The organism is Pseudomonas sp. B14(2017) (assembly GCF_002113255.1).
Lineage (GTDB): Bacteria > Pseudomonadota > Gammaproteobacteria > Pseudomonadales > Pseudomonadaceae > Aquipseudomonas > Aquipseudomonas putida_Z.
The window spans coordinates 77,282-94,406 of the sequence record NZ_NEJY01000008.1 but is presented as its reverse complement, the minus strand read 5'-3'; the positions used below and the strand labels follow the sequence as shown (position 1 = coordinate 94,406).

The 17,125-nt window shown below is 63.6% G+C and carries 18 protein-coding genes and 1 pseudogene; 4 read left to right on the top strand and 15 right to left on the bottom strand.

Going from position 1 to position 17,125, the window contains the following annotated elements; all coding sequences use genetic code 11:
- Window positions 1-343 precede the first annotated feature (343 nt).
- The 10 genes and pseudogenes from CAG34_RS28975 to CAG34_RS09960 form a co-directional block, all read right to left on the bottom strand.
- Window positions 344-880, bottom strand: coding sequence for a hypothetical protein (locus CAG34_RS28975; RefSeq protein WP_178080876.1), 537 nt, complete (start codon window positions 878-880; stop codon window positions 344-346).
- A 363-nt stretch (window positions 881-1,243) separates the two neighbouring features.
- A complete protein-coding gene (locus CAG34_RS10000) occupies window positions 1,244-1,831 on the bottom strand; it encodes a nucleosidase (protein ID WP_085589653.1) in 588 nt (195 codons plus the stop codon).
- 56 nt (window positions 1,832-1,887) lie between these two features.
- The gene (locus CAG34_RS09995) at window positions 1,888-2,994 is read right to left on the bottom strand and encodes a carboxylate-amine ligase (RefSeq protein ID WP_085589650.1); all 1,107 of its coding nucleotides are present in this window, start codon (window positions 2,992-2,994) and stop codon (window positions 1,888-1,890) included.
- Between the two features lie 6 nt (window positions 2,995-3,000).
- Window positions 3,001-3,954, bottom strand: coding sequence for a class I SAM-dependent methyltransferase (locus CAG34_RS09990; protein ID WP_025339078.1), 954 nt, complete (start codon window positions 3,952-3,954; stop codon window positions 3,001-3,003).
- Window positions 3,954-5,288, bottom strand: a complete 1,335-nt coding sequence (locus CAG34_RS09985; protein WP_085589648.1) for an iron-containing redox enzyme family protein — start codon at window positions 5,286-5,288, stop codon at window positions 3,954-3,956. The genes CAG34_RS09990 and CAG34_RS09985 overlap by 1 nt, the downstream gene beginning before the upstream one ends.
- A gap of 21 nt (window positions 5,289-5,309) precedes the next feature.
- Window positions 5,310-5,507, bottom strand: coding sequence for a hypothetical protein (locus CAG34_RS09980; RefSeq protein ID WP_085589645.1), 198 nt, complete (start codon window positions 5,505-5,507; stop codon window positions 5,310-5,312).
- A 60-nt stretch (window positions 5,508-5,567) separates the two neighbouring features.
- Window positions 5,568-5,687, bottom strand: a pseudogene (locus tag CAG34_RS09975) (general stress protein); the annotation flags it as partial.
- A 205-nt stretch (window positions 5,688-5,892) separates the two neighbouring features.
- Window positions 5,893-7,176: an NTP/NDP exchange transporter gene (locus CAG34_RS09970; RefSeq protein WP_085589643.1), complete on the bottom strand. Its 1,284-nt coding sequence runs from the start codon at window positions 7,174-7,176 to the stop codon at window positions 5,893-5,895.
- A gap of 4 nt (window positions 7,177-7,180) precedes the next feature.
- Window positions 7,181-8,089: an aldo/keto reductase gene (locus tag CAG34_RS09965; protein ID WP_085589641.1), complete on the bottom strand. Its 909-nt coding sequence runs from the start codon at window positions 8,087-8,089 to the stop codon at window positions 7,181-7,183.
- A gap of 89 nt (window positions 8,090-8,178) precedes the next feature.
- The gene (locus CAG34_RS09960; protein WP_085589639.1) at window positions 8,179-9,042 is read right to left on the bottom strand and encodes a Dyp-type peroxidase; all 864 of its coding nucleotides are present in this window, start codon (window positions 9,040-9,042) and stop codon (window positions 8,179-8,181) included.
- 184 nt (window positions 9,043-9,226) lie between these two features.
- Here CAG34_RS09960 and CAG34_RS09955 point away from each other — a divergent pair, with 184 nt between their 5' ends.
- Window positions 9,227-10,120 carry a bile acid:sodium symporter family protein gene (locus tag CAG34_RS09955; RefSeq protein ID WP_085589637.1) on the top strand — a complete coding sequence of 298 codons (894 nt, stop codon included), beginning with the start codon at window positions 9,227-9,229 and terminating at the stop codon, window positions 10,118-10,120.
- Window positions 10,121-10,238: 118 nt separating this feature from the next.
- On the opposite strand, the gene CAG34_RS09950 is transcribed toward CAG34_RS09955, so the two are convergent.
- Window positions 10,239-10,706, bottom strand: coding sequence for a sterol desaturase family protein (locus CAG34_RS09950; protein WP_085589635.1), 468 nt, complete (start codon window positions 10,704-10,706; stop codon window positions 10,239-10,241).
- A 166-nt stretch (window positions 10,707-10,872) separates the two neighbouring features.
- Between CAG34_RS09950 and CAG34_RS09945 the strand changes: the two genes are divergently transcribed.
- A complete protein-coding gene (locus tag CAG34_RS09945) occupies window positions 10,873-11,382 on the top strand; it encodes a GNAT family N-acetyltransferase (protein ID WP_085589633.1) in 510 nt (169 codons plus the stop codon).
- A gap of 333 nt (window positions 11,383-11,715) precedes the next feature.
- On the opposite strand, the gene CAG34_RS09935 is transcribed toward CAG34_RS09945, so the two are convergent.
- Complete coding sequence (locus tag CAG34_RS09935) at window positions 11,716-13,284, bottom strand: sensor domain-containing diguanylate cyclase (protein ID WP_085589629.1); 1,569 nt, start codon at window positions 13,282-13,284, stop codon at window positions 11,716-11,718.
- 152 nt (window positions 13,285-13,436) lie between these two features.
- Here CAG34_RS09935 and CAG34_RS09930 point away from each other — a divergent pair, with 152 nt between their 5' ends.
- Together CAG34_RS09930 and CAG34_RS09925 are read left to right on the top strand one after the other, a co-directional pair.
- Entirely contained in the window at window positions 13,437-13,937 is a 501-nt protein-coding gene (locus tag CAG34_RS09930; protein WP_075045201.1) for a DUF4142 domain-containing protein, read from the top strand.
- An 8-nt stretch (window positions 13,938-13,945) separates the two neighbouring features.
- Entirely contained in the window at window positions 13,946-14,197 is a 252-nt protein-coding gene (locus tag CAG34_RS09925) for a hypothetical protein (RefSeq protein WP_085589627.1), read from the top strand.
- 109 nt (window positions 14,198-14,306) lie between these two features.
- Here the strand turns inward: CAG34_RS09925 and CAG34_RS29170 are convergent, their stop codons facing one another.
- The 3 genes from CAG34_RS29170 to codA form a co-directional block, all read right to left on the bottom strand.
- The gene (locus CAG34_RS29170; protein ID WP_256573542.1) at window positions 14,307-14,477 is read right to left on the bottom strand and encodes a DUF6021 family protein; all 171 of its coding nucleotides are present in this window, start codon (window positions 14,475-14,477) and stop codon (window positions 14,307-14,309) included.
- 55 nt (window positions 14,478-14,532) lie between these two features.
- Window positions 14,533-15,519 carry a DNA-binding protein gene (locus CAG34_RS09920; RefSeq protein ID WP_025339065.1) on the bottom strand — a complete coding sequence of 329 codons (987 nt, stop codon included), beginning with the start codon at window positions 15,517-15,519 and terminating at the stop codon, window positions 14,533-14,535.
- Window positions 15,520-15,746: 227 nt separating this feature from the next.
- Window positions 15,747-16,988, bottom strand: coding sequence for a cytosine deaminase (codA, locus tag CAG34_RS09915; RefSeq protein WP_085589625.1), 1,242 nt, complete (start codon window positions 16,986-16,988; stop codon window positions 15,747-15,749).
- Window positions 16,989-17,125: the final 137 nt, after the last annotated feature.

Below are 17,125 nucleotides of genomic sequence, written 5' to 3'. Positions count from 1 at the left end.
CCCGCGAAGGCCGTTCTACCGATTTCGAGGTAAACCGCCATCGATGGTTTTTTCCGACTGGCCCAAACACTGACCAGCGGTCGATACGTCACTCAAAGTGACTAGTTCCGTACCTCAGCTGCGTCGACATCCGGTGCATCTGGCGCGTCTGGAGCATCTGGCGCGTCGTCCACATCCGCCCTTGCAGCGTCTCTGGCTGCATTGGCAGCGACTTTGGCTTCGTCCCTGGCGGCATCTGCCGTAGCCCTGGCAGCATCTCTGGCGGCATCAGCTTCGTCTCTGGCTGCGTCGCGGGCAGCATCTGCCGCGGCCCTGGCAGCGTCTCTGGCTTCATCTGCGCCGGCTAGGCCAGCAGCTTTTGCGGCGTCACGGGCTGCATCCGCCTCGGCTCTGGCAGCGTCTCTGGCGGCATCTGCAGTAGCTTTTGCCGCATCCCGGGCGGCATCTGCTTCAGCCCTTGCAGCGTCTCTGGCTGCATCAGCATCGTCTCGGGCTGCGTCCCTGGCGGCATCTGCCGCATCGTTGTCGTTGTCGTTGTCGTTGTCATGCGCATCGCCTGGGCCTCTGCCGGCCATGCCACCATGGTCACCATCGCCGGCCCCCGGGCCACCATGGCCGGCATGACCGCCACCGCCGTCACCGCCGTGACCACTGCCTCCGCCACCGCTGCCACCACCGTGACCGCCACCGCCTCCAGAGCCACCGCTGCCACCACCGTGACCACCGCCACCTCCAGAGCCACCGCCGCCACTACCGTGACCGCCGCCGCCTCCAGAACCACCGCTGCCACCACCGTGACCGCCGCCACCTCCAGAGCCACCGCCACCGCCGCTGCCGCCGTGGCCACCACCACCGCCGCCGCTGCCACCGTCTTTGGCATACACGCTGGAGAAACTACCTATGTAGTCGGGCACCAGGACGGTCGAGGCCGACAGGACGCCACCTATTGCCAATGCCAACAAACATTTCTTGAGCAACATGATGCACCTCCGCTTGGAGTTGCGTCGTCATCTCCGTATCGAACGCAATGACCAATGAGTTCGCAACCGCCCATGGAGCGGACAGCCAACCGGCGCGGCCATAGATCTGCAGTGTCAGCGAGCAGCTTCGGTTTCGCACGATCCTTCAGAGCCAGTCAGCATCTTTGCGTGGGAAATATTCCCACATATTAAGACTAGTCCGGTTTGCCTGAGTTCCAAACACCGAATATCAGGCCAAGGCACGTGTCGGCGCCTGCCAGCAGTCACGCCTGGCTGAACAGCACCTGCCTGAAAGCCTCAGCCGCCAGGTGTACCTGCACCGCCCAGTCCTGCGCCGCGTCACTGCCGGCATCATCGGAAATGTATTTCAGGCACACGAACGGGATGCCTTCGCCGCGTGCGATCAGCGCCAGCACGTAGGCTTCCATGTCGACCACGTCATAAGGTGCATCGCCATGGTTGATCTCGAAGCTGTCGCCACTGCCGCACGTTTCCAGGGCCAGGCCGGGGATCTGCGTCCCATGCTCCAGCACCACCGGGATGTCCGACAGAGGCGTCTGGTAGCGGGCGAAGCCCAGCGGGGTCACATCCATGTCGCGCTGCACGAAGCGGGTACAGCACACCACCTCGCCCTTGCCATGGCGCTGGCTGCCGGCCGAGCCGAGGTTGACGATCAGCCTGGGCCGGCGCGCGGCAATGGCCTTGGTCAGGGCGATGGCGGCATTGACCTTGCCGATGCCGGTGAACACGGTGTTGACGTCAGCGAATACATCGCCGGCCTCGGCTTCGAGGGCGAAGACAAACAACGTGTCGTCCAGGGAAATGTCGGGGAATTGCTTGATCAGCATCATGGCGCAGGTGGTTCCGAGTGGCTGCGAAAGGCGCGGCCATTTTCGGCAAACCCCGGCTAATTGCAAGCCCCGGCGGCCACCACGGCCCGTAACGCCTGCGCCCTGCCCAGGCCGGCAGCGCTGGCCTGAGCCAGGCATTGCAGTTGCTGGTCGGCATGGGTGCCGTTGCGCAGCAGGCGTTGTGCATGGTGGCAGGCGCGCTCGGCGTCTGCGGTGTCGATCGGCAACTGCTCCTGCAATTGAGCCAACCAACCTTCGGCCGTGACCGGCTGTTGCTCATGCAGGCCAATGAACTCGCCCTGGCGCCCATGACGCATGGCGCGCCAGTAGTTTTCCTGGGTGATCCAGCGCTGTTCGCGGTTGCAGGCCGCCGGGTCATGCCGGTACACGATGCTGTGCTCCACCAGGTGACGAAACAGCGCAGCGATGCACAGCGCGTCCTCCAGCCGCGGGCAGCCATCGCAGATGCGCAGCTCGACCGTGGGGAAGCGCCGCGAAGGCCGGATCGCCCACCAGAAGTCGCCATCCGCGGCCAGCGACCCTGTGCGTTGCAGCAATGCACGGTAGCGCTCGTAGGCGGCCCAATCCGGCAAAGGCTCGGGCAAGCCCATGTGCGGCCACTCCCCGCAAATCACCCGCCGATAGCTCATGTAGCCGGTGCACTGGCCTGCCCACAGCGGGGATGACGCACTCAGCACCAGCAACAGGGGCAACCAGCCCAGTACGCGGTTGATCAATTGCATGCGGTCGCAACCTGGCGGTACGCCCACGTGTACATGCAGGCCGTTGAGCAGGCTGCGCCGCGCCACATGCCGGTAGTCAGCGAACAGTTGCTGGTAGTGCGCCGGGGTAGCAGGTTTCTGCCGCAGCCAGGCTGCATTGGGGTGGCTCGCCGCACCGTACAGGCCCATGCCCTCTTCGGCCAGCGCTGTGTTCAGCTGCTGGCGGCTGTGCTGGAAGAACTCGCGTGCCTCGAACAGGTTGGCGAACACCGGCGAAGCCACCTCGATCTGGCTGCGGAACATTTCCTGGGCAAAGTGCTGGCCCAAGGTCTCCTTGCAACGCTCCAGCACGGCCGGCGAAGGTGTAGCTGGCACCTGTCCTGTGTCCAGGTTCACCAGCAGGTATTCTTCCTCGATGCCGAACGTGCAGGGTCGGGCCATGCTGCCTCAGCTGTTGCGGGTAACTGTGAGCACCACCGCAGCGATGCGCTCGACCTGCTCGTAACCGGGTTCGTTCAGTTGCTCGCCGAACACGTCCGGGTCGATTTCCCGATACACCCAGGACCATGCCGGGCCCGCCAGGCGCAGGCGAATGGCTTCGAGCAAGGCGTCCCGGCCCTCGACGATCGCCACGCCGGTATACAACAGTAGCGAGCCCCCCGAGCCGAGCCGCTCGCAGGCTTGTTCGACGATCCGCAGCGAAAGCTGCGCGCCGAGCGAACCGCCGCCATGCCGATAGGTACGTTCGCTGGCATCGAGCATGTACGGCGGGTTGGCAACGATAAGGTCGAACAGCCCGGTAATGCCGCCGAGCAGGTCACTTGGCTCCACGGACACATTGCTCAGGCCCGCCAATGCCGCGTTGATCGCGGTGTAACGCAGCGCGAGCGGGTTGATATCCACGGCGCTGACCTGGGCATGGGGAGCCGCCCGGGCAATAAGCAAGGCGCCCACACCCGTGCCGCAACCGATATCCACGGCATGCTCGACACGCTTTGGCGTGCGTTGCAGGTGATCATGGATGACCTGGGCGAAACGGTAACTGTCGGGGCCGAAAAACACCGCGTCGGATTGTTGGGTGGGGTACGCAGAGTGCACCAGCAGCAGGTCGTCGAGCGTAGACCAGCGCACCCTGCTGATCAGCAAATCACCGTGCTCCTCGAGTACCTGGGCCTGCCGCATCTGGTCCAGCTCATCGGCAGAAACCAGTGACGAACGGAACGGACGGTTCCAGCCGAACACATCGCGCACTGTCCTGGCCTGCCCGGCTTCCGGGCGCGCATTCACGCGAGCATGGGTTGCCGGGGTGACGCAGGTGAAGCGGTAGCCGTCGGCGCGCAGGCGCCTGCCCAATTGCAGCATTGCCTGGTCAGCCTGGGTCTGTTGCGGATCGAGCAGCATCAGCGGTTCATCTCCTGAACAAGGCCGGTAGCACGCATATAGCGCCGAGTGGCCAGCAAGCCTTCCGGTGTTGCATGGCGGTTACCGGACATCGTGTCGATCAACGTCTCGATATCGGCGTCCGCGGCAGGAGTCGAAAGCGCATCATCCGATTGCACTTGCACCTCCCAGCTGCCAGGCAGCACGCGGCGCCCCCGGGCTTGCCAACCTGCCGCGATCCAGTCGTGCCATAGTTGTTTTTCATACGCTGTGAACACGCCATACATCGGTGCCGAGGGGCCGTCGATGAGCCCCCACCAGCGGCTGTTGGCGGGTGCTTCACCACGGCGGATCCAGCCCTGCGCCTGCAGGGCCTGCAGAAACGCGGGCATGGCGCCGGGTTCGGCCAGCCATTGGTTGACGGTACGCTTTTGCAGGCGGCAATGGTCGGAATGCATGAACTGGCCAAAATTGCGCTTGTACTCCAGTGCCGACAGCAATTCGGATTCAAGATCGAAGCTGCTGATCAGGCTGGGTGTATCAAGCCCCAGGTCGTTCAAGCGGTACCCACTGCGCACCCGCTGGTAGAACTGGCCAGCGTCGTCGGCCGGGCAGAGTTGGCGTAGCGCCTGGATGGACAGATGCGCATGCCCGCTTGCCGCGTTGTCGATGGTCACGTGAAGCTGGAAATAATGGCCATCGATGCCCAGTTCCGCCAGTTCGTAGGTGGTGATCAGCAGATGCAACGGTGGTTGTTCATAGCCCAGGTTGTAGCCGATCAGCTCGGGAAGAAAATCATCGCCGTGGCGCCCCAATGCTAACTGCAAGGCGCCCTGCAGGTAACGCTGGTCGTCCAGTTCTGGCATACCCAGGCAACCCAGCCGGCTCAACAGCCGTTGGTAGATCAGCACATGGTTGCAGCGCGGATCACCGCCGCCCAGTTCTTCCAGGTAGGTGCGAATCAGGCCGTGATAGCGCGGATCGCCCCACTGTCGCAAGGTACTGTGCAGCCATGCCCCGTCCACTGCCTTGGTGGGCGCCACTTGTTGCAGGAACCACAACGCCTGGGCGCGGTTGGCAAAATAGCGCCGCGGCGCGCCTTGGCGGCGTTGCTCGAGGTAACTGGCATAGGCCTCGGCCACCTGTTTTGCATGGCTAGCGCTCCAGGCTTCCAGCTGAGCAGGGTCGGCAGGTAGGTCATCCGGCAAACGCTGCGCGCGTGCCAATTGTTCGCTCAGCCACGCCGCGCTCGTGGTGTCGTGGGCCACGAGCAACTTGTGGTAACGCTCCTTCAGGCTTGGCCCATTTGCCGAAGCCGGTATCACCGCGCCGGTCTTGCGGGTCATTACCGTCATGCCGTAGTCCTTGTCCGCGTTTTATTGGCTGGGTTTCTGGCCAGGCATCGGCTCGGGGTCCGGCGCAGGTTGGGGAGCAGGTTTGTCGTCGGGTTGCTGCATCTGCAGCGAAGGTTTGCTTTGGTCGGCATCCTTTGCCGGGTGGTCGTTGTCCCGGTCGAAACAGCCACCCAGCAAGCCAAGCGTGCCCACCAGCGCTATGAGAGGGATCAATCGCATGGGATTCTCCTCATGTGCAGAATCGCAGTGCCCGATCACCCGGGCACTGCGTAGCCTCACTTACGAACGGCCGCCCTTGCGGCCCGATTCGCTGGTACGGCCACCACCGGATTGTTGGCCGCCCTTGCGCCCAGCTTCGGAGGCTTTTTCGCGGTCATTGGCAAAGTTGCCCGGGTTCTTGTTGCCACCTTGGCTGCCTTGCTGGTTGCCGGTGCGGCTGTTCTCTTTGTTGGCCATGGTCTTAAACCTCGTATGACTTCGGAATGCACGGCATTACCTGCCGTACACCAGTTGGGAGTTCGGTCATTTCGGCGGATTCGGTTTAATGCGAAGCGTTCGGACCAACGGCATTAAATAAGCGGCATCAGCATATTTGGCGCGCCTGTCAGTCGCGCGATGTGGTTTCCAGGCGTGCCTGTCGCCTTCCCAGCAAACCTCCGGTCATCGCCCAGCCCAGGGCAATCAGCGTACCGATCAACATCGCCAGTTGCGGGTACTCGCCCATCACATCCAGCCCCCGCTTGACCCAGCCGCTGAGCGCATCACCGCCGCGGTAGACCACGGTGTCGATGAAGTTCTTGGCCTTGTACTTGTCCTCGGCGGGCAGCACGGTGAACAGCATCTCCCGCCCCGGCCGCACCAGCGCGTACTCACCGGCCCGGCGCACCACCATCACCACCACGAACACGGCGAACACCGGGGCCAGTGCCAGCCACAGGAAGCCCGCAGCCATCACCAGCGGCACCGCCACCAGCAGCACGCCCACCCCCAGGCGGCGGGCCAGGCGCCCGGTGAGGAACACTTGGGTGAGGATGGCCAAGGCCTGTACCACAGTGTCGATCAGGCCGAACACCTGGGTTTGCCGGGTGCGGTCGGTGAAGGTTTCGCTGACGATGCGCGCCTGTTCGAAATACAGGAAGGTGCTGACACTGGCGAGCAATACCACGAACAGGGCAATGCCCAGCAGGTAGGGCGAGCGCAGTACGGCAGTGGCACCGGCAAACGGGTTGCCGCCCAGTGGCCGGGAACCTGCCCGCTCGGCTTGCGCCGGCAGTGGATGCCGCGTTCGCCAGCGTTGCAGGTACAAGGTGGCGCCGATGCTGCCCAGCAGCAACGCCGCGGCCAGCACCAGCAACCCGGCATGGCCCAGCGGTGCCACCAGCAGCGTGCCCAGGATGGGGCCACTGAGCCCACCCAGGCTGGCCCCGGCCGCCAGCAGGCCGAACAGGCGCTTGCCTTGCGCGGAGGAAAACAGGTCGGCGAGCACGCTCCAGGCCAGCGAGATGCTCAGCAGGTTGAACACCGACAACCAGATGTAGAAGGCCCGAGCCGTCCACGAAGCTTCCGGATTGCGGGCAAACAGCACGGCGAACAGCAGCAGGTTGCTGGCGAAGAAGCCGTAGGTCCAGGGCAGGATGTACCGGCGCTGCACCTTGGAGGCCAGCCAGCCAAACAACGGCAGGCACGCCAGGGTGGCGATGAAGGTGCCGGTGAACAGCCATTGCAGGTTGTCCACGCCACCGGCAACGCCCATGGTTTCGCGCACCGGGCGCAGCATGAAATAGCCAGTGAACAACAGGTAGAACAGCAGCAAACCGGCGATCACCGCCGGCCCTTCGCCGGGCTGGATGTTCAGCCCCTGGTCCAGGCGCCGCCGCCAGGCTGCCATGGTGTCAGGCAAACTGCTTGATCAGCGCCTGTTGCTGCGCCTGGGTCAGCAACGGCCCGTGCCCGGCCTTGAGCTGGTCAAGTTGGCGCTCGGGTCGGCTGGTCGCGGGGATGACCGTGGTCACCGCCGGGTGACTGATGGCGAACTTCAGAAACAGCTGCGCCCAGCTGCCGATACCTGCCTCTGCGGCCCAGCCGGGCAAGGCCTGGTCCTTCACCCGGACGAACAGGCGGCCATCGTCGAATGCCCGGTTGATCAGCACGGCGACGCCCTTGTCCTGGCACAGCGGCAGCAGTTCGCGGGCGGCGTCGGGGGCATTGACCGAGTAGTTGATCTGGATGAAGTCCAGCGGTTCGCTGCGCACGATGCGGGCGACCTCGTCCTGGCCACTGTTCAGGTAATGGGTGATGCCGACATAGCGGGTCTTGCCCTGCTGCTTCAACTCGCGGGCATAGGGCAGCTGGGTCTGCCAGTCGCGCAGGTTGTGGATCTGCAGCAAGTCGACCTTGTCGGTGCGCAGGCTCTCGAGGCTGGCGGCCCATTGCGCTTCGGCGTCTGGCCGGCTGTCGGCGGCGATCTTGGTGGCGATGAAACACTGCCGGTGCCAGCCGCCCTCTTCCAGCAGCTGGCCGAGAATGCTGTCGGCGCCGCCGTAGTTGGGCGAGGTGTCGATGACCCGGCCACCGCCTTCGAAGAACGCCTTCAGTACAACTTTCAGCTGCTGGTACTGGGCCGAACCGGCTTGCACTTCGAAACTGCCGGAGGTACCGGCACCGATCACCGGCAGCGCTTCACCGGTGCTCGGCACGTTGCGGGTCAGCAAGCCCGCCGGGGCAGCGGCGTGCAACCAGGGGCTGGCGGCCAGCAAGCCCAAGGTAGCACCCGCACGTAGGACATCACGACGTGCGTACATGGAAAAGCTCCCGTCACGAAGCGGAAACTTTCAAGGCTAGCCGCTGTACCCCGCTGCGTCCGGTGTTTCTGTATCTGGATGTTTAGCGATCAGGCTTGCAGCAGCAGGCTCAGGTCGACACCCGTCTCGCTCATGGGCGGGCACCAGTAGTAACCACCGGTCAGTGGCCGGCTGAAGCGGTACAGGCCGTCGATGATGCCGTCCTCCAGGCCGCTCATGCGCCGCAGCTGCACCTCGAACGCATCGAAGCTGTGGCCCAGGGCCACGAAGGCCAGGCCAGCGCCACGTTGGTCTGCCCAGGCCACCGAACGACGGACGATGAACGCTTCTGGTTCGAAGCTTTCCTGGGCCGTGCGCTTGACGTGGGCGGACTCGGGGGCGTCGTCGAGCTCTTCGTTGTCGCTGAGGCGGCGGCCGATGATGTTGTCCTGGTCGGCCTGGGGCAGCGACTTGAAGTACTCCAGGTCGTGCTTCCACAACTGGAACGCGGCAAAGCTGGAGCCATCGGCGCCAATGGCCGCTTGCACGGCCTCTTCGTCCACCGGGTTTTCGGTGCCGTCCTCATAGCCGGTCAGGTCATGGCCGCCACGGTGCAGGAAGCCGTCGACGCTGTCGGCCAGGCGCAGGGCCGGTGCCAATGCCAGCTCCAGGGCCTGGGCCCGCAGCAGCAAGTCGCCGCGCTCGTTGCCGCGCAGCCACAGCCACAGGGCGTGTTGGGTGCTGGGGTTCTCCACTGCAGCATCCAGCTGCGGGAAGGCGCGCAAGCCAGGTACTTCACGGCCCAGGGCCTTGGCCAGCGGGGCGCCGACACCCAGGATCAGCTGTTCGCCATCGACCTGCGACAGCAAGGCATCCAGGGCGGCAGGCAGGGCCTCTGGCGACTGCAGGGTGAAGAACAGGTGACGGGCGTGGGCCGGCACCGGGGTGGCAAGCAGACCTTGCTGGAACGGCATGACAGGCTAATCCTTGGTAAAAACCGGAATGCTACTGCGCCTGCAGGCCTACTGCAACGCGGCATACAGCCTCGCTGGCCGCTGCGCTTGGTAACAAACGGTTACCAAGGGCTGGCGCTTTGCAATTAGCTATCAATCAGGGCCGACCTACACTGCTCGGGATCCTTCGCCCGAGAGACCGCCCATGACAGCCTCACCTTTGCTCACCGCCTTTCTGCCGCTGGCCCTGGGCATCATCATGCTCGGCCTCGGGTTATCGCTGACCCTGGCCGACTTCGCCCGCGTGGTGAAATACCCCAAGCCGGTGGTGGTAGGCCTGATTTGCCAGATCCTGCTGCTGCCGCTGGTGTGCTTCGTGATTGCCAACGGCTTTGGCCTGGAGTCGGCCCTGGCGGTGGGGTTGATGCTGCTGGCCGCCTCGCCTGGAGGCACCACGGCGAACCTTTTCAGCCACCTGGCCCATGGCGATGTGGCGTTGAATATCACCCTGACGGCGGTCAACTCGCTGATCGCGATCCTGACCATGCCACTGCTGGTGAACCTGTCGCTGAGCTGGTTCATGGCATCGGACCAGGCCATACCGCTGCAATTTGCCAAGGTGATGCAGGTGTTCGCCATCGTCCTGCTACCGGTGGCGCTGGGCATGCTGGTTCGCCGCTTCGCACCCGCTTTTGCCGCGCGCATGGAGAAGCCGATGAAGCTGGTGGCCGCGTTGTTCCTGGCGTTCACCATCGTCCTGGCGCTGGCCAAGGACTGGCAGACCGTGGTTGCGTACGCGCCGGTGGTGGGCCTGGCCGCGCTGCTGTTCAACCTGCTGAGCCTGAGCGTGGGCTACTGGGTGCCGCGCCTGTTGAACATTCCCAAGCGCCAGGCGATTGCCATCGGCATGGAGATCGGCATCCACAATGGCACCTTGGCGATTGCCCTGGCATTGAGCCCTTCGCTGCTGAACAACGCCACCATGGCGGTGCCGGCGGCGCTGTACAGCCTGATCATGTTCTTCACCGCGGCGGCGTTTGGCTGGTGGGTGAGCCGCGGGCATGTGGCGGCGCAGCCCAAGGGTGAAACCGTCAATTGAAGGTGCCGCCTGTGGCCCTATCGCCGGCAAGCCAGCTCCCACAGGTACGGTGCAGGGCTGAAGGCTGGCGCTGTCCTTGTGGGAGCCGGCTTGCCGGCGATAGGGCCGGTACAGGCTTTTACAACTGGCTGCGCTTACGCCGCAACTGCTGTTTCAGCACCTTCAACGGCGGTGCATAGAAGAACCCGAACGACACACTCCCCGTGCGCCCCTTCACCGCGTGATGCAACCGGTGCGCGCGATGCAAACGCTTGAGGTAGCGGTTGACCGGCCGTGGCTTGCGTGGCCAGTGCCGATGAAAGAACCCGTCGTGGGCCACGACATACAGCACGCCATACCCCGCCACCCCGCCACCCACCCACTGCAAGGGCGCATAACCACCCTTGCCCAGGGCCACCAGCAGCGTGGCGATCAGCCCCAGGGCCACCAGGTACAGGTCATTGGTTTCGAGCATGCCCAGTTGCGGCTCATGGTGCGAGCGGTGAAGCCACCAGCCCCAGCCATGCATGATGTACTTGTGAGCCAGCGTGCCAACGCCCTCCATGGCCACCAGGGTGCCGAACAGCACGGCGAGATTGAACAGCATGGAACGGTCCGGGGGATGGCGAGGGAAGGCGCAAGGGTACCGATTGCCGGCGTTTTTTTCCATGCAGGCGTGACCGGTTGACGAAAGGTGTAAGCTCGGTGCGCTGCAATTGCAGCCGCAGGTGCTGGCGGCAGACCAGGACGTACAACTTGAAAAGGACTGATTGATGCGCATCCGCCCTACCCTTGAACGCGATATTCAATGGCTCCCGGACGTCGAGCGCTCGGCGGCCCAGGCCTTTGCCGCCCGGCCGACGCTGGCATGGCTGGCGCAAGGAGATGTGATGGACTGCGGCACCCATCAGGCATTTGTCGAAGCTGGCGGTAGCTGGGTGGCCGAGGGGGCGGATGGGCGCATTCTGGGGTTTGCCTGTGCCCGGCTCGAGGATCAGGCGCTGCATCTTCATGAAATTTCGGTGCGCCGGGAGTCCCAGGGGCAAGGTGTCGGGCGCAAGCTGCTGCAGCAGGTGGTCGATGCGGCGCGCCAGGCGGGGGTGCGGGAGCTGACCTTGACCACCTTTGCCGATGTGCCGTGGAATGCGCCGTTCTATGCGCGGGTGGGGTTCGAGGTGATTGATGAGGGGCTGCTGGATGCACGCTTGCAGCAGATTCTGGCCGACGAGCGTGCCCATGGGCTTGAGGGCCGTTGTGCGATGCGCCTTGGCGTAGATAACTAGACCCCCGGGGGCTGCCTTGCAGCCCATCGCCGGCAAGCCAGCTCCCACAGGTAATGTGCATCTCTTTGGCACTGCGCGGTCCCTGTGGGAGCAACTGTCTTGCTCAAATTCTAAAAGTTGGCGCGATCCCCTGTGGGAGCGGCCTTGTGTCGCGAAAGGGCTGCAAGGCAGCCCCAGCAATTTCAACTATCGCGCATCAATCCTGGGGCCGCGTTGCGGCCCTTTCGCGACACAAGGCCGCTCCCACAGGTACAGCGAAAACCTAGAGATCAACGCTGTACCCGTGGGAGCTGGCTTGCCGGCGATGGGGCCGGTACAGGCAACCCGGGGCCTTCATTCTTCTACACTCACCACCGAACTTTCTGCCACACAATACCCATCCCGCCCCTGGCGCTTGGCCTGGTACAGCGCCGCATCCGCTGCCGCCATCAGGCGCTCGGCCGTCACTCCCTCCCGCGCCAGGTCACCCACGGCAATCCCCGCACTGAACGACACCCGCCCCAGTGGGCTGCCCGCATGCTCCAGCGGCTGCCGACGCAACAGCTGTTGCACTTCCTGCATCAGCAGTTCCGCCCCGCGAACATCGGTATCAGGCAGCAGCAATGTGAACTCCTCGCCGCCATAGCGCACAGCCAGGTCGGCCGGCCGCTTCAGCGCCTGCTGCAGCACCTCGGCAAAGCGCCGCAGGCACTGGTCACCCGCGGGGTGCCCGTAACGGTCGTTGTAGGCCTTGAAGTAATCCAGGTCGAGCATCACCAGCGCCAGCGGATAGCCCTGGCGTCGCGCCCGGCGCAGCTCCGGCTCGAACACTGCATCCAGCCGCCGACGGTTACCCAGGCCGGTCAGGCTGTCGGTCAGTGCCAGGGCCTTCAGGGTCTGGTGTGCCTGGTGCAGCGCCCGCTCGATCACGATTCGCTCGCGCAACTGGCGCAACACCACGCCACCAAAGGCCGCCAACCCCACCAGCAACAGCAGCAAGACCGCCACCGACTTGATCGCATCGTGTCGCCAGGGCGCAACGATCGACTCCCGCGACAAGCCCGCCTCCACTACCAACGGGTAGCTGCCCAGCGCGCGAAAGCCATACAGCCGTGGCGTGCCGTCCACCACGGCGACCGCCTCGGCCACCCCTTCGCTTGCATACGGCAGGTGCTTGCGGAAGATCTCGCTGCTGCTCAGGCTGCGGCCCACCACCTGCTCGACGAACGGCCGCCGTACCAGGATGGTGCCGTCGCGCTTGGCCAGCACCAGCGCGCCACGTTCGTCGATCTTGAAATCGCCGTAGTAGCGCACAAACCACTCCACCTTGATGGTGCCCAACAACACCCCGGCGAAGCTGCCATCGGCATATTGCAGGCGCCGTGAAATGGGGATGATCAGGTCGCCAGTGGAACGGCTGCGCACCACCGAACCGATGTGTACCCCACGGTCGGTATGGTCGCGGTGGTAGATGAAGTAGTCGCGGTCGGCATTGTTGGCATTGGGCGGGACTACCGCCTGGTCGGTCACGATCCAGCTGCCATCCGGGCCATACACGAACAACCCGTGCAACTGCGGCATGATGCTTTTCTGCTGCACCAGCAAGGTATGCAGACGCGGCCGGTCGATGTGCTCGAAGCCGTCGCCTTCCAGGCGCTCGGCCAGCGCCGCGGTAATTGCGTCGACCTGGCGGATGGCGTCTTCGGCATGCTGCGCCGTGGCCCGGGCCAGGTTGGTGACCATGTTTTCGGCGTTGGTGAAGGCGTGCCGATAGTCGCGCCAGATACGCCAGCCTTCCACCACGACGAAGGCCAGCATCACCACCAGCATGAACGCCAGTACCAGGCGGAACAGCGCCACGGCGCGGCCCTCGCCTGTTATCGCGAAGAACCCGTCTTCATCCTGTTTCCTGGCTGCACACATTGAAATCCCTAGCCATACCGCGTTTGCCGCCTTTCACTATAGTTCAGCACCACCTGGGCGCAGCCGGCCAGGAAAAAGATTAAACCTTTCCCGCCCATTCACCCTCAACCGTACGCGACACTGAGGTCGCGCCACGGTTTAAGGAGTGAAGCATGAGCAGTCTCTTCATCAAGCGCGTCGGTTTTTCGATGGTGTTGGGCCTGGCATCGGTACACGCGATGGCAGCGAGTTCCGATGACTTCGTCGAAGCGGCCACCGAGGCCGGTATTGCCGAAGTGGTCACTGGCAAGCTGGCTCTGGAAAAAACTCAGAATGCCGAAATCAAGACCTTCGCCCAGCAGATGGTCACCGACCACACCCAGGCCAATCAGAAACTCGGCGACATCGCTCGCAAGCTCGATATATCCGTACCCGATGAGGCGGCAATAACCGACAAGGTCAAGAAAATGATCCTGGAATGGCGGGAGGAGTCGTTTGACAAGTCTTACGTCAACAACCAGGTCGACGCTCACGAAAAGGCAGTGGAGCTGTTCAAGAAGGAAGCGGCATCTTCTGACAAGGCTGAATTGAAGGCCTTTGCCAGCGAAACCCTGCCCAAGCTAGAACAGCATCTGGAGCATGCCAAGGCGCTTCAGGCCAAACACGCCAAGTGAGGGCCGCCATGAGTAACGATGCATTGAAAGCCGAAGTGCTGACTCGCCTGCTGCACGCTCACCCCCAGGGGCTGGGCAAGCAAGTGCTGGACAACTACCGGGGCGAGAAAGCCGTGGCCGGTATGCTCAAGACGCTGCAGGAGGCCGGTTTGATCCAGGATGGCAGCGTGGCGGTGAGCAGCGACCACCAGATCAGCGTGAACTATCCCATCAAACTCTCGGCTGCGGGCGTGGAGGCAGCCAGGCGGGCAGAGTCCTGAGTCAAGCGAGCGTAGTTTTCCTGGCCAAGGGCTCGAGACAGCCCGCCCCAAGCAGTACCGTGTTGATCGCGGGGGCCGCTGAGCGGCCCCTTTGCGACAAATGCCACCTTCACGGGGATTTTTCGACGTCCCGCGGTGGCTTGGCAGGCCCTTGAGGGTCGACTTGCGGATCGTCCACATCTGGCGAATCGGGGTCGAAACCCAAGTCCTGGCGTTTGTTCGCCTGCTCGGACGAATGGGGCCCTTGGGGATGTTTTTCTGGCTGTTGTGGTTCAGGCATGAGGCTATCTCCGGTGAGTGTCTAGGGAAGAAATCACCGGCCAGGAAAAGTTTGATTAATCTGTATCCACCGCTAGCTGGGCACGGCATTGAACCAACGCTTCATCACGTTGCTTCAGCTGCTCCTCGAGCTGCTGCAGCTGGCGAGCCTGTACCGTGCACAAGTCGCGCCTGGCCTCCAGATTCTGGGCCTGCACATCCAGCTGCCGACGCATTTCCTCGCTGGCACCCTGCGCCTGGGCCAGGATCGTGCGCAAGCCCTGGATCTGTGCATCACGCTGCTCCAGCAATTCATCCTGCGCCCTGCAGGCGCTGGCAGCCTGGCGATGCTCACCCAGCAAGCGCTCGTTGTCGCGGTGCAGGCGGGTCAGTTCGTCCTGCTTGACGATCATGCCCTGCTGCAGTTGGCGTACTTCCACCTGCAACTGTTGCAGTTGCGCTTCGTGGCGGCGCTGTTCCTGTTCACGCTGTTCGCGGCTGGCGTTGCGGTAATGCTCCAGCGCGTCGCGGGCATGACGGTGCTTGTCTTCCAGTGACTTTACCTGCTCGTCCTTGTCGGCCAGGCGCACCTGCAGCTCGCCCAGCGACTGGTTGAGGCTGGCACTGCGCAGCTGTTCGGCCTGCAGGGTGCTTTGGGTGGAGAGCAGTTTCTCCGATTCGGCCGCCAGCGCGGCCGCGTCAATCTGATGCTGCTGATGCGCCGCAGCCAGTGCCTGCTGGGCAATCGCCAGCTGCGCCTCCAGTTGTTCGCGCTGTCGAGTGAAGGCGCTTTCGGCCTGCTCGATCTTCAGGTCGGCCTCGTCCTGCAACTGGGTTGCCAGCTGCCCGACCATTCGGCTCAGCACGTCGCTCAGCGCAATGCCGCCCTCGGAGGCCACAGGCTGCTGGCCATTCAACTCTTTCAAGTAGCGGTGAATCGTGGTCTTGGAGCCGGTGTTGCCCAGTTCGATACGTATGGCATCGATGCTGGGGTTCTCGCCCCGGGCAATCAGCGCCTGACGCGCCTGCTGCACTACAACCTTGTTGATACCGCCCCGGGCCATGCTTGCTCCTACGATTTTGTAACGTGTTATGTACCATGTAATTACGTACCAATTATGGAGACATGCCATTGCCCATGCAAACATTTCCTATGGTGGAATAATCACGGCTTATCGCATGTAAGTGGTTCATGAACGCCGCGCAAGGGAATAAAACAGTACGCCAGACAGCAAAACGCCCCGCTCGGCTTCAAGCCGGCGGGGCGCTGCAAAAGCTGACGCAGGGAGCGTCAGGTGTAGTGTTCGACCCTGGCAGGCGTTCTACGCATCAGCACCTTGCCGTTGCGTACCGACACCAGCGCATGCCCCTGGCTGCGCACCATTTCGTAATCGTCCGGCGCCGACAGCAGCAACAGGTTGGCCGGCCGCCCCACTTCGATACCGTAGCGCTCGCCCAGGTTCAGGGTGCGGGCGCTGTTGTCGGTGATCAGGTCCAGGCAGCGCTGCAGGTCTTCGTAGCCAAGCATGTGGCAGATGTGCAGGCCGGCCTCGAGAATACGCAGGATGTTGCCATTGCCCAGCGGGTACCAAGGGTCGACGATGGAATCCTGGCCAAAGCACACGTTCATCCCGGTCCGGTCAAGCTCGGCCACGCGGGTGACGCCGCGGCGTTTCGGGTAGTTGTCGAAACGCCCTTGCAGGTGAATGCTCTCGGTCGGGCAGGACACGAAATTGATACCCGACTGCTTGAGCAGGCGGAACAGCTTGTAGCAGTAGGCATTGTCGTACGAGCCCATGGCCACGGTATGGCTGGCTGTCACCCGGGCCCCCATGCCGCGCACCCGCGCCTCTTCGGCCAGCACTTCAAGGAAGCGCGACTGCGGGTCGTCGGTCTCGTCGCAATGCACGTCCACCAGGCAGCCGGCACGCTCGGCCAGGTCCATCAGGAACTTGACCGACGATACGCCCTGGTCGCGGGTGTTCTCGAAATGCGGGATGCCGCCAACCACATCGGCACCGATGGCAACCGCTTCGGCCATCAGCGCCCGGCCATTGGCATAAGACTCGATACCCTCCTGGGGGAAGGCGACGATCTGCAGGTCGAGCAGGTGGCGCACTTCGTCACGCACTTCGACCATGGCCTTGAGCGCAGTCAAGGTGGGGTCGGTGACATCGACATGGGTACGCACATGCTGGATGCCATGCTCCACCAGCATGCCGATGGTCTTTTTCGCGCGGTTCTTGATGTCGTCGTGGGTGGTGATCGCCTTGCGCTCGGCCCAGCACTCGATGCCTTCGAACAGGGTGCCGCTCATGTTCCAGCGCGGCTCGCCGGCGGTCAGCGTGGCGTCCAGGTGGATGTGCGGTTCGATGAAGGGCGCTACCACCAGGTTTTGCACGGCATCCAGGTCATCGGCAGCGCGCGTCGCCACCCCTTCGGCCTGGGGCACGATGGCGGCGATGCGTTCGCCGCTGAGCTCGATGCGGAACAGGCCGGGCTTGCCGCGCAGGCGTGCGTTGATGATGTTCATGATGCTTCTCCCTGGGCTTTGCGGGTGGCCCTACCAGCATAGTGGCCCAAGCGTTGTGGTATTTGCTACTGGCCCTATCGCCGGCAAGCCAGCTCCCACAGGTAAACCACAGCCCTGAAGTCTGCGCAGTACCTGTG

What these genes read in the sequence shown, in the direction of transcription:
- CAG34_RS28975 (WP_178080876.1), bottom strand. Translation starts at nt 880, where the DNA reads ATGCCAAAGACGGTGGCAGCGGCGGCGGTGGTGGTGGCCACGGCGGCA.
- CAG34_RS10000 (WP_085589653.1), bottom strand. Translation starts at nt 1,831, where the DNA reads ATGATGCTGATCAAGCAATTCCCCGACATTTCCCTGGACGACACGTTG.
- CAG34_RS09995 (WP_085589650.1), bottom strand. Translation starts at nt 2,994, where the DNA reads ATGGCCCGACCCTGCACGTTCGGCATCGAGGAAGAATACCTGCTGGTG.
- CAG34_RS09990 (WP_025339078.1), bottom strand. Translation starts at nt 3,954, where the DNA reads ATGCTGCTCGATCCGCAACAGACCCAGGCTGACCAGGCAATGCTGCAA.
- CAG34_RS09985 (WP_085589648.1), bottom strand. Translation starts at nt 5,288, where the DNA reads ATGACGGTAATGACCCGCAAGACCGGCGCGGTGATACCGGCTTCGGCA.
- CAG34_RS09980 (WP_085589645.1), bottom strand. Translation starts at nt 5,507, where the DNA reads ATGCGATTGATCCCTCTCATAGCGCTGGTGGGCACGCTTGGCTTGCTG.
- CAG34_RS09970 (WP_085589643.1), bottom strand. Translation starts at nt 7,176, where the DNA reads ATGGCAGCCTGGCGGCGGCGCCTGGACCAGGGGCTGAACATCCAGCCC.
- CAG34_RS09965 (WP_085589641.1), bottom strand. Translation starts at nt 8,089, where the DNA reads ATGTACGCACGTCGTGATGTCCTACGTGCGGGTGCTACCTTGGGCTTG.
- CAG34_RS09960 (WP_085589639.1), bottom strand. Translation starts at nt 9,042, where the DNA reads ATGCCGTTCCAGCAAGGTCTGCTTGCCACCCCGGTGCCGGCCCACGCC.
- CAG34_RS09955 (WP_085589637.1), top strand. Translation starts at nt 9,227, where the DNA reads ATGACAGCCTCACCTTTGCTCACCGCCTTTCTGCCGCTGGCCCTGGGC.
- CAG34_RS09950 (WP_085589635.1), bottom strand. Translation starts at nt 10,706, where the DNA reads ATGCTGTTCAATCTCGCCGTGCTGTTCGGCACCCTGGTGGCCATGGAG.
- CAG34_RS09945 (WP_085589633.1), top strand. Translation starts at nt 10,873, where the DNA reads ATGCGCATCCGCCCTACCCTTGAACGCGATATTCAATGGCTCCCGGAC.
- CAG34_RS09935 (WP_085589629.1), bottom strand. Translation starts at nt 13,284, where the DNA reads ATGTGTGCAGCCAGGAAACAGGATGAAGACGGGTTCTTCGCGATAACA.
- CAG34_RS09930 (WP_075045201.1), top strand. Translation starts at nt 13,437, where the DNA reads ATGAGCAGTCTCTTCATCAAGCGCGTCGGTTTTTCGATGGTGTTGGGC.
- CAG34_RS09925 (WP_085589627.1), top strand. Translation starts at nt 13,946, where the DNA reads ATGAGTAACGATGCATTGAAAGCCGAAGTGCTGACTCGCCTGCTGCAC.
- CAG34_RS29170 (WP_256573542.1), bottom strand. Translation starts at nt 14,477, where the DNA reads ATGCCTGAACCACAACAGCCAGAAAAACATCCCCAAGGGCCCCATTCG.
- CAG34_RS09920 (WP_025339065.1), bottom strand. Translation starts at nt 15,519, where the DNA reads ATGGCCCGGGGCGGTATCAACAAGGTTGTAGTGCAGCAGGCGCGTCAG.
- codA (WP_085589625.1), bottom strand. Translation starts at nt 16,988, where the DNA reads ATGAACATCATCAACGCACGCCTGCGCGGCAAGCCCGGCCTGTTCCGC.